Source organism: Wenxinia marina DSM 24838, assembly GCF_000379485.1.
Classification (GTDB): Bacteria; Pseudomonadota; Alphaproteobacteria; order Rhodobacterales; family Rhodobacteraceae; genus Wenxinia; species Wenxinia marina.
Window position 1 is genome coordinate 1 of record NZ_KB902315.1, and the last position, 13,540, is coordinate 13,540.

12 protein-coding genes and 1 tRNA gene are annotated in these 13,540 nt (G+C 71.5%); 9 read left to right on the forward strand and 4 right to left on the reverse strand.

Going from position 1 to position 13,540, the window contains the following annotated elements:
- Together A37W_RS22485 and A37W_RS0119145 are read left to right on the forward strand one after the other, a co-directional pair.
- The coding region (locus tag A37W_RS22485; RefSeq protein ID WP_018304667.1) for a transposase at nt 1-269 on the forward strand (269 nt) is incomplete at its 5' end.
- A 177-nt stretch (nt 270-446) separates the two neighbouring features.
- Nucleotides 447-854: a hypothetical protein gene (locus A37W_RS0119145; protein ID WP_018304668.1), complete on the forward strand. Its 408-nt coding sequence runs from the start codon at nt 447-449 to the stop codon at nt 852-854.
- 133 nt (nt 855-987) lie between these two features.
- On the opposite strand, the gene A37W_RS0119150 is transcribed toward A37W_RS0119145, so the two are convergent.
- Nucleotides 988-1,569 (reverse strand): MarR family winged helix-turn-helix transcriptional regulator, encoded by a 582-nt coding sequence (locus tag A37W_RS0119150; protein WP_156169330.1) that lies wholly within the window; start codon nt 1,567-1,569, stop codon nt 988-990.
- A gap of 123 nt (nt 1,570-1,692) precedes the next feature.
- On the opposite strand from A37W_RS0119150, the gene A37W_RS0119155 reads away from it, so the two are divergent.
- From A37W_RS0119155 to A37W_RS0119165, 3 genes are all read left to right on the forward strand, one after another.
- Nucleotides 1,693-3,249, forward strand: coding sequence for an MDR family MFS transporter (locus tag A37W_RS0119155; protein ID WP_018304670.1), 1,557 nt, complete (start codon nt 1,693-1,695; stop codon nt 3,247-3,249).
- A gap of 108 nt (nt 3,250-3,357) precedes the next feature.
- Nucleotides 3,358-6,798 carry a pyruvate carboxylase gene (locus tag A37W_RS0119160; protein ID WP_018304671.1) on the forward strand — a complete coding sequence of 1,147 codons (3,441 nt, stop codon included), beginning with the start codon at nt 3,358-3,360 and terminating at the stop codon, nt 6,796-6,798.
- Nucleotides 6,799-7,089: 291 nt separating this feature from the next.
- Nucleotides 7,090-7,164: transfer RNA gene (locus A37W_RS0119165), tRNA-Gly, on the forward strand.
- A 91-nt stretch (nt 7,165-7,255) separates the two neighbouring features.
- Here the strand turns inward: A37W_RS0119165 and A37W_RS24610 are convergent.
- Nucleotides 7,256-8,206 carry a DUF4339 domain-containing protein gene (locus A37W_RS24610; RefSeq protein WP_026198612.1) on the reverse strand — a complete coding sequence of 317 codons (951 nt, stop codon included), beginning with the start codon at nt 8,204-8,206 and terminating at the stop codon, nt 7,256-7,258.
- 23 nt (nt 8,207-8,229) lie between these two features.
- Complete coding sequence (locus A37W_RS23025; RefSeq protein WP_018304672.1) at nt 8,230-9,378, reverse strand: GYF domain-containing protein; 1,149 nt, start codon at nt 9,376-9,378, stop codon at nt 8,230-8,232.
- A 171-nt stretch (nt 9,379-9,549) separates the two neighbouring features.
- On the opposite strand from A37W_RS23025, the gene hisB reads away from it, so the two are divergent.
- The 3 genes from hisB to A37W_RS23030 all read left to right on the forward strand — a co-directional run bounded on the left by hisB (nt 9,550) and on the right by A37W_RS23030 (nt 12,063).
- Nucleotides 9,550-10,137 (forward strand): imidazoleglycerol-phosphate dehydratase HisB, encoded by a 588-nt coding sequence (gene hisB / locus A37W_RS0119180; protein WP_018304673.1) that lies wholly within the window; start codon nt 9,550-9,552, stop codon nt 10,135-10,137.
- A 304-nt stretch (nt 10,138-10,441) separates the two neighbouring features.
- Nucleotides 10,442-11,080, forward strand: a complete 639-nt coding sequence (gene hisH, locus A37W_RS0119185) for an imidazole glycerol phosphate synthase subunit HisH (protein WP_018304674.1) — start codon at nt 10,442-10,444, stop codon at nt 11,078-11,080.
- Entirely contained in the window at nt 11,077-12,063 is a 987-nt protein-coding gene (locus A37W_RS23030; RefSeq protein WP_018304675.1) for an acyltransferase family protein, read from the forward strand. Before hisH ends, A37W_RS23030 begins: the two co-directional genes overlap by 4 nt.
- 22 nt (nt 12,064-12,085) lie before the next feature.
- Here A37W_RS23030 and A37W_RS0119200 read toward each other — a convergent pair whose 3' ends face one another.
- Entirely contained in the window at nt 12,086-12,478 is a 393-nt protein-coding gene (locus tag A37W_RS0119200; RefSeq protein ID WP_026198614.1) for a DUF2147 domain-containing protein, read from the reverse strand.
- 157 nt (nt 12,479-12,635) lie between these two features.
- Between A37W_RS0119200 and hisA the strand changes: the two genes are divergently transcribed.
- A complete protein-coding gene (gene hisA, locus A37W_RS0119205) occupies nt 12,636-13,358 on the forward strand; it encodes a 1-(5-phosphoribosyl)-5-[(5-phosphoribosylamino)methylideneamino]imidazole-4-carboxamide isomerase (protein ID WP_018304677.1) in 723 nt (240 codons plus the stop codon).
- The last annotated feature ends 182 nt before the right edge of the window (nt 13,359-13,540 follow it).

Below are 13,540 nucleotides of genomic sequence, written 5' to 3' on the forward strand. Positions count from 1 at the left end.
TGGCGGGACTGGCGCCGGTCGCGCGCGACTCCGGGATGCGCAGCCCGCCCCGCAGGATCGCCGGCGGCCGACCGGTGATCCGCTCGCTGCTCTACCTCGCCGGCCTGCAGGCCTCGCGCCGGGACCCTGCCTTCGCCGCCTTCCGCGCCCGCCTCGAGGCCGCCGGAAAGCGTCCCAAGCAGGCCATCATCGCCGTCGCACGCAAGCTCCTCACCGTCCTCAACGCCATGCTCCGCGACGCCAAGGACTACGCGACAGCCAACCCCTGAGGTTACAGTTGCCGGGCCAGGCCCGGGACGGGTGTCGCCTGATCGCAGGGGTCACTCTCTCGCCCCACGCAACAGCCGCGTCATCGGTCCGGGGCCGGAACGAGGCGTCCCGCTCGACGGATGACAACCCGCCTCACCCGCCCCTATGCTTCCCGCACGTCAGAAAAAGGATCGCCCGTGACCCGTCTCCTCCTCCCTGCCGCCCTCGCGCTGGCACCCGGTCTCGCCGTCGCCCAGTCCTGGGCCGGCGCCATCGCCTTCGCGCAGGCGCCCGAACAGTCGAGCGGGATCGGCATCGCCGAGGATTTCGACACCGCGGTCGCCGAGGCGCGGGCCGAGTGCGTCGCCGGCGGCGCGCTGGAGGAGGATTGCCTCATCACCGCCGCCTGCTCGCCGGCCGGGTGGACGGCGGACTTCTTCGTGCAGAGCGAGCAGGGCCCGCACTGGCACGAGATCATCTGCGGCCTGCCGAACGCGGCGGCGGCGGAAGGGCTGGAGACGCTGATGTGCACGCGCGAGGGCCTGATCGAATGCGCGCTGGTGCAGGTCTACGACGGGGCCGGTGCACCGCAGATGGAGTGGTAGGGGCATCGCCCCGACCGTCGTCCGCCCCTCCCGATTTCCGACGGGCGCGCGAAGGAATTTCGACGAAATTCCGTCTGCGGCAGAAGGAAATTCGTCGAAATTCCTTCGCGCGTGGGCTGCAGGCGGAGGGCCCTCAGTCCGAATAACTGTCCCGGTGCGCCGCCACGAATCGCGCGAACAGGCGCGAGAAGGTGGCGATCTCCTCCTCGCTCCAGCCGTCGAAGGCGGCGAGCATCCGTTCCCAGCGCGCCGCGCGAAACTCGGCGAACGCGTCGTCGGCCTTGTGCGTCAGCACCAGCACCGACTTGCGGCCGTCGTCCTGCGCCGCCTCCCGCCGCAGGTAGCCGCGCTGGATCAGGTCGCTGGCGATCCGGCTGGCGCGGCTGGGGTCGATCGCCAGTTCCTCCGCCACCAGACCCACGGTCGCCGCCTCGGCCCGCTCGCGACCGATGCCGCCGGCGATACGGTGGATCGCAACCAGCATGTGGAATTGCGCGATGTCGAGGTCGAGGCCGAGCCGCGCCATGATCTTCCGCGGCACCTCGCCCATGCGGATCATCCGTATGAACTGGAAGAAGGCGGCGTCGAACGAGGCGAACGCGTCGGCGGTCGCGCCCTCGTGCCCCGCCTCGGCGATCATGCGCCGGATCGGATCGGCGGCGGTCGACGGGCGGGTGTCGGGGTCGGGCGGGGCAGTGCGGGCGAATGCTGGCATGATGGACAGGTTATGGGGACCCGACGGCGCCCGGTCAACAGGTTGCTCCGAACAAATATGTGCTGTTGACACGTATTATGGCACGTCCTATTTCCAGCCGTGTCACAACAAAGCGATCCTCCCATGTCCTCCGCCTCCGCCCCGGCCCCCGCCGCCGAGCCGACGGCGATCGAGCCGTTGCCCCGGTGGGTCAAGCTCGTCGTCGTCTCGATCGGGCTGCTGCTCCTCCTCGCCTCGCTCGACCAGACCATCGTCTCGACCGCGCTGCCGACCATCGTCGCCGACCTCGGCGGGCTGGAGCATCTGAGCTGGGTCGTCACCGCCTACATCCTCGCCTCCACCGTCGCGGCGCCGCTCTACGGCAAGCTCGGCGACCTCTACGGGCGGCGGAACATCATCTTCTTCTCGGTCGGCCTGTTCCTTCTGGGCTCCGCGCTCTGCGGCATGTCGCAGACGATGACCCAGCTGATCCTGTTCCGGGCGATCCAGGGCCTCGGCGGCGGCGGCCTGTTCGTCCTCGCCCTGTCGGTCGTGGCCGACGTCATCCCGCCGCGCCAGCGCGGGCGGGTGCAGGGCGTCTTCGCCTCGGCCTTCGCGGTGTCGTCGGTGATCGGCCCCCTCGTCGGCGGCTGGTTCGTCGAGATCGCCAGCTGGCACTGGATCTTCTACTTCAACATTCCGCTCGGCGGCCTCGCCGTCGCGATGTTCGCAGCCTCGTTCAAGCCGACGGGCGTGCGCACACAGCACCGGATCGACTGGGCCGGTGCGGCCGCCCTCTCGGTCTCGCTCGCCTCGCTGACGCTCTTCACCTCCCTGGGCGGCAACACCCTGCCCTGGACCTCCGCCCCCTCGATCGGCCTCGCCGCGCTGGCCCTCGTCGCCGGCGCGCTGTTCTTCTGGATCGAAGCCCGCGCGGCCGAGCCGATCATCCCGCTGTCGCTGTTCGGGATGAACGTGTTCCGCGTGACCAGCGCGATCGGCTTCATCTCGGGCGCGGCGATGTTCGGCGCGATCACCTTCCTGCCGGTCTACCTGCAGATCGCCCGCGGCGCCTCGCCCACCGAATCGGGGCTGATGCTGATTCCGCTGACCGCCGGCATCCTGACGGCGTCCAACATCTGCGGCCGGTACATGGGGCGGACGGGACGCTACTACCGCCTGCCGCTGATCGGTCTGACCAGCCTCGCCTTCGGCATGTTCCTCCTGACCCGTCTGACGCCGGACACCGGGACGCTGACCTTCAGCATCTACCTCGTCTTCGTCGGCATCGGCATGGGCTGCATCTTCCCCGTCGTGACCACCGCGGTGCAGAGCGCGGCCCCGCCCGAGCAGGTGGGTACCGCGACCGCGTCGGGCATCATGTTCCGGCAGATCGGCGGCTCTCTCGGCGTCGCCGCCTTCGGCGCGCTGTTCGCATCGCGGATGGCGGCGAGCATGGCGGGAGTCCCGGGCGCCGGCGAGGTCGGCGGCGGGTTCGAGTTGGGGCCGGCGACGCTCGACGGACTGCCGGAGCAGGTGCGCGAGCTCATCGGCGAGGCGGTGACGAACGCCGTGCACCCGGTCTTCTATATCGCCTGCGGCCTCGCCCTGGCCGGACTGTTCCTCGCGACGCGGCTGCAGGAGATCCCGCTGCGCGGCCGGGGACCGCAGCCGCAACCGTCCCAGCGCACGGGCGGCTGACCGTCTGGACGACGGCACAAGGGGCGGGCTCCGGCCCGCCCCTTGCGTTTTCCGCACTGCAGCATCAGCATCGGTCCGACACACGACCGCAAGCCGGGGGCGCTGCACATGGCCGATTTCGCGAAGATCCTCGTGGCGAACCGGGGCGAGATCGCGATCCGCATCATGCGGGCCGCGAACGAGATGGGCAAACGCACGGTCGCCGTCTTCGCCGAAGAGGACAAGCTGGGCCTGCACCGCTTCAAGGCGGACGAGGCCTACCGCATCGGCGAGGGCCTCGGCCCCGTTCAGGCATACCTGTCGATCCCCGAGATCATCCGCATCGCCAAGGCGTCGGGCGCGGACGCGATCCATCCGGGCTATGGCCTGCTGTCCGAGAACCCCGACCTCGTGGACGCCTGCGACGCCGCCGGCATCACCTTCATCGGCCCGAAGGCGAAGACGATGCGCCAGCTGGGCGACAAGGCCTCCGCCCGCCGCGTCGCGATCGAGGCCGGCGTGCCGGTCATCCCCGCGACCGAGGTCCTCGGCGACGACATGACGGCAATCCGCAAGGAGGCGGCCGAGATCGGCTATCCCCTGATGCTCAAGGCGTCCTGGGGCGGCGGCGGCCGGGGCATGCGGCCGATCGAGAACGAGAAGGAGCTGGAGGAGAAGGTTCGCGAGGGCCGGCGCGAGGCCGAGGCGGCGTTCGGCAACGGCGAAGGGTACCTCGAGAAGATGATCACCCGCGCCCGCCACGTCGAGGTGCAGATCCTCGGCGACAGGCAGGGCAATATCTATCACCTGTGGGAGCGCGACTGTTCCGTCCAGCGCCGCAACCAGAAGGTGGTGGAGCGGGCGCCGGCGCCGTATCTTTCCGAGACCCAGCGCGAGCGGCTCTGCAACCTCGGCAAGAAGATCTGCGAGCATGTCGGCTACGAGTGCGCCGGCACGGTCGAGTTCCTGATGGATATGGACTCTGGCGAGTTCTACTTCATCGAGGTGAACCCCCGCGTGCAGGTCGAGCATACCGTGACCGAGGAGGTCACGGGCATCGACATCGTACGCGCGCAGATCCTCATCGCCGAGGGCAAGAGCATCGTCGAGGCGACGGGCAAGGCGTCGCAGTACGACGTGCCGCTGGACGGCCACGCCCTGCAGTGCCGGGTCACGACCGAGGATCCGACCAACAACTTCATCCCCGACTACGGCCGCATCCAGACCTACCGCAGCGCGACCGGCCCCGGCATCCGCCTCGACGGCGGCACCGCCTATTCGGGCGCAGTCATCACCCGCTACTACGACTCGCTCTTGACCAAGGTGACGGCGCGGGCGCCGACGCCCGAGATGGCGATCGCCCGCATGGACCGGGCGCTTCGCGAGTTCCGCATCCGCGGCGTCAGCACCAACATCGACTTCGTCATCAACCTGCTGAAGCACCCGACCTTCCTGAACAACGAGTACTCGACCAAGTTCATCGACACGACGCCCGAGCTGTTCGACTTCAAGGCGCGGAAGGACCGCGCGACGAAGCTGCTCACCTACGTCGCCGACATCACGGTGAACGGCCACCCCGAGACGGAAGGGCGCCCCCTGCCCGCCACCGACTCCCGCCCGCCGAAGGCGCCGCTCCNCCCGCCGGTGGACTGGCGGGCCGGCACCCGGCAGCTCTTGGACGAGCAGGGACCGAAGGCGGTTGCCGACTGGATGCTGGCGCAGGACAGGCTGCTCGTCACCGACACCACGATGCGCGACGGGCACCAGTCGCTGCTGGCGACGCGCATGCGCTCCATCGACATGGTCCGCGTGGCGCCGACCTATGCCGCGAAGATGGGCGACCTGTTCTCGGTCGAGTGCTGGGGCGGCGCGACCTTCGACGTCGCCTACCGCTTCCTGCAGGAGGACCCGTGGGAGCGGCTGGCGGCGATCCGGTCCGCCATGCCGAACGTGCTGACGCAGATGCTGCTGCGGGCCTCGAACGGCGTCGGCTACACCAACTATCCCGACAACGTCGTGCAGTTCTTCGTCGCCACCGCGGCGCAGGCCGGCGTCGACGTGTTCCGCGTGTTCGACAGCCTGAACTGGGTCGAGAACATGCGCGTCGCGATGGATGCGGTCATCGAGAGCGGCAAGGTCTGCGAGGGCACGATCTGCTACACCGGCGACATGCTGGACCCCGAGCGGTCCAAGTACGACCTCAAGTACTACGTCGAAATGGCCAGGGAGCTGGAGGCGGCCGGCGCCCACGTCCTCGGCCTCAAGGACATGGCGGGGCTGCTGAAGCCCGTCGCCGCCGACGTTCTGATCCGGACGCTGAAGTCCGAGGTCGGCCTGCCCGTCCACTTCCACACCCACGACACGTCCGGCGCCGCGATCTCGACCATCATGGCCGCCGCTCTGGCGGGCGTGGACTGCGTCGACGCGGCGATGGACGCGCTGTCGGGCAACACCTCGCAGCCGACGCTCGGCTCGGTGGTCGAGGCGCTGAAACACACCGACCGCGCCACCGGCCTCGACATCGGCGCGATCCGCGAGATCTCGAACTACTGGGAGTCGGTGCGCGCCCACTACGCCGCGTTCGAGAGCGGCCTGCAGGCGCCGGCGTCCGAGGTCTACCTGCACGAGATGCCCGGCGGGCAGTTCACCAACCTGAAGGCGCAGGCGCGGTCGCTGGGGCTGGAGGAGCGCTGGCACGAGGTGGCGCAGGCCTACGCCGACGTGAACATGATGTTCGGCGACATCGTGAAGGTGACGCCGTCGTCCAAGGTCGTCGGTGACATGGCCCTGATGATGGTCTCCCAGGGGTTGAGCCGCGCCCAGGTCGAGGATCCGAAGGTGGACGTGTCCTTCCCCGACAGCGTCGTCGACATGATGAAGGGCAACCTCGGCCAGCCTCCGGGCGGCTGGCCGGAAGGCATCCAGAAGAAGGTGCTGAAGACCGAGAAGCCGCTCACCGACCGGCCCGGCAAGCATCTGAAACCGGTGGACATCGAGGCGGTGCGGGCCGATCTGGCCGAGAAGCTGGGGCACGCCGCCAGCGACGAGGACGTCGCCGGGTACCTCATGTATCCCAAGGTCTTCGCCGACTATGCCGAGCGCCACCAGACCTACGGACCCGTCTCGGCCCTGCCGACGCGGACCTTCTTCTACGGCATGGAGCCGGGCGAGGAGATCGCCGCCGAGATCGACCCCGGCAAGACGCTGGAAATCCGCCTGCAGGCCGTCAGCGAGACCGGCGATGACGGCGAGGTCCGCGTCTTCTTCGAGCTGAACGGCCAGCCCCGCACGGTGCGCGTGCCGAACCGCCGCGTGCAGGGCGCCTCCGCCAAGCGTCCTAAGGCGGAACTCGGCAATGCCGCCCATGTCGGCGCGCCGATGCCCGGCGTCGTCTCCTCCATCGCCGCCCAGGCCGGCGCCAGCGTCCACGCGGGCGATCTGCTCCTCACCATCGAGGCGATGAAGATGGAGACCGGCATCCACGCCGACCGCGACGGCACGGTGAAGGCGGTCCACGTGACCCCGGGCGCCCAGATCGACGCCAAGGACCTGCTGGTGGAGTTCGAGTAGAGGCTAGGCCCCGCCCCGGCCGGCCTTTCTCCAGGTCACGCCGAACCCGGCCCGCACCAGCCGCGAGCCGGGGATCGCAAGGAGATGGTCGCCTGCCTCGGTCGGGGCCGGCGCACGGCCCCGGGCGGCTGTCTTCAGACGATGGGACCGGGGCGATGCGAACCGCGAGCGGCCGATCAGGGCCGCGGCAGGACGGCCCGATGCGACGGCCCCTTCCCCTGCTTCCCGCCCGAAAAAATCCTCTTGCAGCCCCCCGCCGGCGACGTTATCTCCCCCCTCACCGAAACGGAGGCGGGCGTAGCTCAGGGGTAGAGCATTACCTTGCCAAGGTAAGGGTCGTGAGTTCGAATCTCATCGCCCGCTCCAGTTTCGACCGAGCCGCCCTCCGGGGCGGCTTTGTCGTTCCGGGCCCCTGCATGCGAGAGGGGCCGCACCGCACGGCACGGCCCCCGACCAGTCAGTTCACCCGGCGCGAGATCATCCCCGCCGACACGTCGCGCAGCGAATTGCCGTCGACGACCTCGTAGGTCGTGGTCTCGTTCAGCCGGTCGGTGACAGGCACCTGCCCCGGCACCGCGACCATCAGCGTTCCGTTCACGGTGACCGTGACGCGCTGGCCGCCCGCGGCCGCCCAGCTCCAGGTGCCCTGGCTCTCGATCTGGGCGATCACGCCGCCGAGGTCGAGCGAGCCCTGGCTCCAGTAGCTGCCGTCCGCATTGTAGGTCGTCCAGACCCGCGCGAAGCCCTGGCCGCCGCCGTCGAGCGGGACCATTCCCTCGTCGTACCAGGTGCCCGTCAGGATCGCCCTGAAGTCCGGCGCGCCCGTGTCGGGCGCCGCGCCGTCGTCGGGCAGCAGGGCGGCGACGTCCTCGACCTCGGACGCGGCCGTCCATTCGGCCATCCCGGCCGTCCAGACGAGAGTCTGGCCGGTGAGCGCGCCGTCGGCGATCCGCTGCGCCAGTTCGACCCGGCCGAAGGGACCGGCCTGCTCGCCGTTCTCGACGATCCAGTAGCTGATCTGCGGTGGAGGAGGCGGCGGCGGCGGGGCGTCGTCCTCGGGCGGTGGCGGGGGCGGCGGCGTCTCGTCGGCGACATCCTCGGGCGGCGGCGGAGGCGGAGGGGGCGGCGGAGGTGGCGGCGGGGGCGGTGCCGCCTCCTCCTCCTCTGGATCGCCACCGGCCCCGTCGAGGACGGCGTCGCCGGTGGCGTCGCTGCCTTCGGGCGGCACGCCGGCATCCGGCGTCGGGGACTCGTCGCCGGCGCCGGTGTCGGTCCCGGTATCCGTTCCCGTGTCCGCCGGCGGTGCGTCGGGCGCGTCCGTGCCCTGCGCCAGCGCCGCCGGGGCGGTGCTGGCCAGCAGGAGCGCCAGCGCCAGCGGCGGCAGTCCCCTGGTGAAGGTGATGCTCATGAAACCGTCTCCTGTTGGTCAGCTCACTCGGCCAGCGGCGCGAACTCGCCCGCTGCGACCCATTCCGTCTGTCCCGCCTCGATCACCCAGGTCTGCGGCCCGACCCGCCCATCGGCCTGAGCGGCCCTCAGATCGGGCAGGGTCATCGGCCCCACCGTCTCTGACCCGTCGGCGTAATAGTAGAGCGTCTCCGGCGCGGCCTCCGCGGCGGCGGCCGGCGCGGCGGCGCGCTCGAACATGCCGCGCAGCGTCCCGGCGTCGGGGTGGTCGGCCTCCTCCAGCCGCGCCAGCAGCGCCTCGGCCTCGTCGCGCGGCACGATGGCGAACGCGCTCTCGGCCGCGAGGACGGCGAGGTTGCGCGTCGCCTGCATGTTCCCCTGCTCGGCCGCCGCGCGGTACAGGTCCGCCGCCCGCGCGGTGTCCATCGCGACACCGTCGCCGGTCCCGTAGGCCACACCGAGAAGCATCTGGGCGAGGTCGTCCCCGTCCTCGGCGCCGAGGGTCAGCAGCTCGATCCCGCGCGCCGGATCGGCCGGGCCCTCGATCCCCTTCATCAGCATCTGCCCGAGAAGGGCGTAGACGTTCGAGTAGCCCTGCGCCGCGGCGGCCTCGGCCCAGCGCCGCGCTTCGGCATAGTCCTGGGGCACGCCCAGCCCGTCGGCGTAGCGGAAGGCCAGCACCGACTGTGCCTCGGCGCCGCCCGCCTCGGCCGCCCGGGTCAGCCACGCGGCGCCCTCGGCGTCGTCCCTGTCCACGCCGTCGCCGTTGAAGTAGGCCATGGCCAGCAGGCCCATCGCGTTCACCTCGCCGCCCTCGGCGCGGGTCCGGAGGTCGTCGACCTTGGAGCGCTGCCAGATCTCCGCCCCATCGGCGAGCACGCGCACCACGTTGCCGCTGCCGTCGAGCGTGACCGCCGACGGCCCCTCGACCTCGAACTCCTCGCCGTTCACCACGACGAGGCCGGGGCTCGCCTCGACCGTATCGGCGTTCAGCGTCACCTTCGCACCGTCGGGCGAATCCTCCATGATCTGGTTGCCGTTGCCGATGACGGTCACGGTGATGCCGTTCACGGTCGTCGACATGGTCGACTGCGCGAGGACGGCGGGAGCGGCGAGACCCAGGGCGAGCGCGAGAACGGCGGCACGGGCCGCCCGGTTCAGAAGGAACGTCATCGGGAAATCCCCCGTCGAACTGAAATGGTGCAGCGGCCCCCCGGCCGCCCGAATCGCTTTATGGCGCCGATGCTACGCCAGCTTTCCCGACCGCCCAAACGCCGTCGCGGCGGCTTGGCGCGGGCCGGCACCGCTCCTATAAGCCGCCCGACCCATCGAGAGGCCGCGACCATGCGCGAGGCGACGATCACCCGCACCACCGCCGAGACCGACATCTCGGTCAGCGTCCGGCTGGGCGGCACCGGCGCGCGCGACTGCCGCACCGGGATCGGTTTCTTCGACCACATGCTGGACCAGCTGGCGCGGCACTCGCTGATCGACATCAAGGTTCGCGCGACGGGCGACCTGCACATCGACGACCACCACACGGTCGAGGATACCGGCATCGCGCTCGGCCAGGCGCTCGCGCGCGCGATCGGGGACAAGCGCGGCATCCGCCGCTACGGGTCGTGCCTGCTGCCGATGGACGACGCGCTGGTGCGCGCCGCGCTCGACCTGTCGGGGCGGCCGTTCCTGGTGTGGTCGGTCCCCTTCCCCACCGCGAAGATCGGCACCTTCGACACCGAGCTGGTGCGCGAGTTCTTCCAGGCGCTCGCCACCCACGGCGGCATCACCCTGCATGTCGACCGGCTGCACGGGGTGAACAGCCACCACATCGCCGAGGCCGCGTTCAAGGCCGTCGCCCGCGCCCTGCGCGAGGCGGTGGAGCCGGACCCGCGGCAGGCGGACGCGATCCCTTCGACGAAGGGGACGCTGTAGGGGGCGGAGCGGCCGCACTCAGACCGATCGGCTCAATGCTCCCGCCCCGGCCCTGAGCCGGGGCCCCGATCGACGTCGCGCGCCGGTCCGGCGGGGCCCCGGCTCAAGGCCGGGGCGGGGGTCGAGAGTGGCACCGGGTGATCGCGGGGTGCGGACGGGACGTCCGACGTCCCTCTGAGCGCGGCATGCAGACGGGAACGTGGCCCTGCCGTTCGCCCCCCGATGTCCCGACCGCGCCGCCGCCCTTGAGAGCCGCCCCCACATCGCCTAATCCCGGCCTGCCCCCGCCATCCGGACCGCCCCCATGCTCACCGCCCTCATCGACTACGACAGCGGCAACCTGCACTCGGCGCAGAAGGCCTTCGAGAGGATGGCGGCCGAGACCGGCGGCGGCACCGTCGTCGTCACGTCCGAGGCCGACGTGGTGGCCCGCGCCGACCGCATCGTCCTTCCCGGAGACGGCGCCTTTCCCGCCTGCCGGCGCGCGCTGGACGCCGTGGACGGCATGACCGAGGCGATCCGCGAGGCGGTGGAGGTCAGGGGCCGCCCGTTCCTCGGCATCTGCGTCGGCATGCAGATGCTGGCGCAGCGCGGGCACGAATACGAACCGACCCCCGGCCTCGGCTGGATCCCGGGCGAGGTGGTGCGCATCGCCCCGACCGAGTCGTCGCTGAAGGTCCCGCACATGGGCTGGAACGATCTCGTCGTCTCCGGCGGCCACCCGGTCCTCGAGGGGATCGCGACCGGCGACCACGCCTATTTCGTCCATTCCTGGCACATGGCGGTGACCGACCCGACGTGCCTGCTGGCCCATGCCGACTACGGCGGCCCGGTCACCGCGATCGTCGGCCGGGACACCGTGATCGGCGCCCAGTTCCACCCCGAGAAGAGCCAGGCCGCGGGACTGCGCCTGATTGCCAACTTCCTGACCTGGGCGCCATGAGCGCGCGCGACGCGGGGCTCGACCGGGTGCGCGGGGCGGCCATCGTCCTCGTGGTCGCCGGTCACGTCTGGCGCGGCCTCGCCGGCGACGGCCTGCTCGCGAACACCCCCGCCTTCCGCGCCATCGACGCGGCGGTCTACCTGTTCCACATGCCGGTCTTCTTCCTGCTGGCAGGGCTGTTCTTCGCCCCGCCGCGGGCGCCGCGGCCGTTCCTCGCCCGCTGGGCGGCGCGGCTGGTCTGGCCGTTCCTGCTGTGGTCGTGGATCGAGGGGGCGGCCCACGCCGCCTGGGGCGCGCCGATGGGAGCCTGGGGCATCCTCGGCTATCCCTGGCCGCCGAAATCCGTGTTCTGGTTCCTCGCCGCGCTGGCCTTCATCCAGGTGCTGGTCTGGGCCGCCCGCCGGCTTCCGCCGCAGGCCGCGGCCGCGCTGCTGGTCGGCCTCTCGGCGGCGATGGTCGCCGGCATCGTCCCCGACCCCGGTCTGGGGATGCTGTGGCTCGGCCTCGTCCATCTGCCGTGGTTCGCCGCCGGCTACCTGATCGGCGCGGAGCGCGTGCCCCGCCTGACCGGGCGGCCGGCGCTGGCGCTGCCGGGCGCGGTGCTGTTCGCCGCCGGCCAGGCGCTGGCCTTCACGGCGGGGCTGGCCGCCGCGCCGCTCTTCTACCTCGCCACCGGCCTCGCGACTGCGGGCTTCGTCCTCGCGGTGGCCAACCTGCCCGCCCGCCTGCCCGCGCTGGAGCGGCTCGGTCCGCTGACCATGCCGATCTACGTCTCGCACGTGATCTTCGCCGCCGCGGTCCGCGTCGCGCTGCAGATCGCGGGCGTGACGTCCGTGCCGGTCCACCTCGTCGCCGGGGTCGCCGCCGGGATCGCGGGGCCTCTCCTGCTGTGGTCCGTCGCCCACCGTCTCGGCCTGGCCGCCGCGCTCGGCCTCGGCGGCGCGGGCCGGGCGCGGATGGCGCAGGCCGGCGCCGCGTCCTGAGGCGCCGCGCCGGGCGAACGCCTCAGTTCCGGGTCCAGGTCTGGCCGCGGCAGATGCCGAGGAAGCAGCCCTTCACCGTCAGCTGGTCGCCCGCGAGGTCCATCTCGGAGTTGTAGGTTGCGTCCCGATCGGGGGCGTAGATCTGGCCATCGTCGTAATGGCCGTCGCCGTAGGGCCGCATGTCCCAGACGATGTTGCGCCCGGTGTTGGGGCTGTCGATCGCGTTGCCGGCGCTGTCGTAGCTGGCGACGAGGACGCCGCAATAGGCCTGACCGCAGGGCGCGATGCGGACGATGCCGTAGTTGCCGTTGTCGTCGGGCTGCGTGCGCCAGTCGCCGATCACCTCTTCGTTCTGGGCGAGCGCGGGCAGGGCGAGGACGGCCACCGTCAGCGCGGCGGCGAAAGTGCGGATCATCATGGTCTCCTCCCGGGATGATGGCCGGATCAGGCCCCGCGCCCCGCCCGCCGATCAAGCGTGACGTTGCGGAGCGCCCGCCGCCGCCGCGCGTTGCACGCACGCGGCCCCCGTGCCAGAGGGAGCCGAGAGCAGCCGCGAGACGGAGACTGGCGAGATGGACCTCTACCCCGCGATCGACCTCAAGGGCGGCCAGGCCGTGCGCCTCGTCCGGGGCGAGATGGACAGCGCGACCGTCTTCAACTCCGATCCCGCCGCGCAGGCGGCGGAGTTCGTCGCCCACGGCTGTCGCTGGCTGCACCTCGTCGACCTCGACGGCGCGTTCGAGGGGCGGCCGGTGAACGGCGCCGCGGTCGAGGCGATCCTGGCCGCGACGAAGGGCACTCCGGCACAGCTGGGCGGCGGCATCCGCGACATGGCCACGGTCGAGGACTGGCTCGGCCGCGGCGTCTCGCGGGTGATCCTCGGCACCGCGGCGGTGGAGGACCCGGCCTTCGTGCGCGAGGCGGCGCGGGCCTTCCCCGGACAGGTCGCCATCGGTCTCGACGCCCGCCACGGCCGCGTCGCGACCCGCGGCTGGGCCGAGGACAGCGACATGATGGCCGAGGATCTGGCCAAGCACTTCGAGGACCAGGGGCTGGCCGCGATCATCTACACCGACATCCTGCGCGACGGCGCGATGCAGGGGCCGAACGTCGCCGCCACCGACGCGCTGGCGCGGCAGGTCACGATCCCGGTCATCGCCTCGGGCGGCGTGTCGTCCGTTCAGGACCTCCAGGCGCTCCGCGCCACCGGCTCCATCGCCGGCGCAATCGTCGGCCGCGCCCTCTACGACGGCTCGCTGAGTCTCGGCGTCGCCCTGGCAGCTCTGTCGGAGTAGAGGGCGCCGTCGCCCTTGGCCAACCCGTCCCGGCCCCGAGCCGGGACCCCGCGCCACCGGGCGGACCAGGACAGCGCGGCCCTGGCTCGGGGCGGGGGCGACTACAGTTGCGCCGGCGACTCCGGGGTGTCTGGCCCCGTGCGCTGCCCGGGCCGCGCATTGGCACCGGTTCCGGGGGGAGG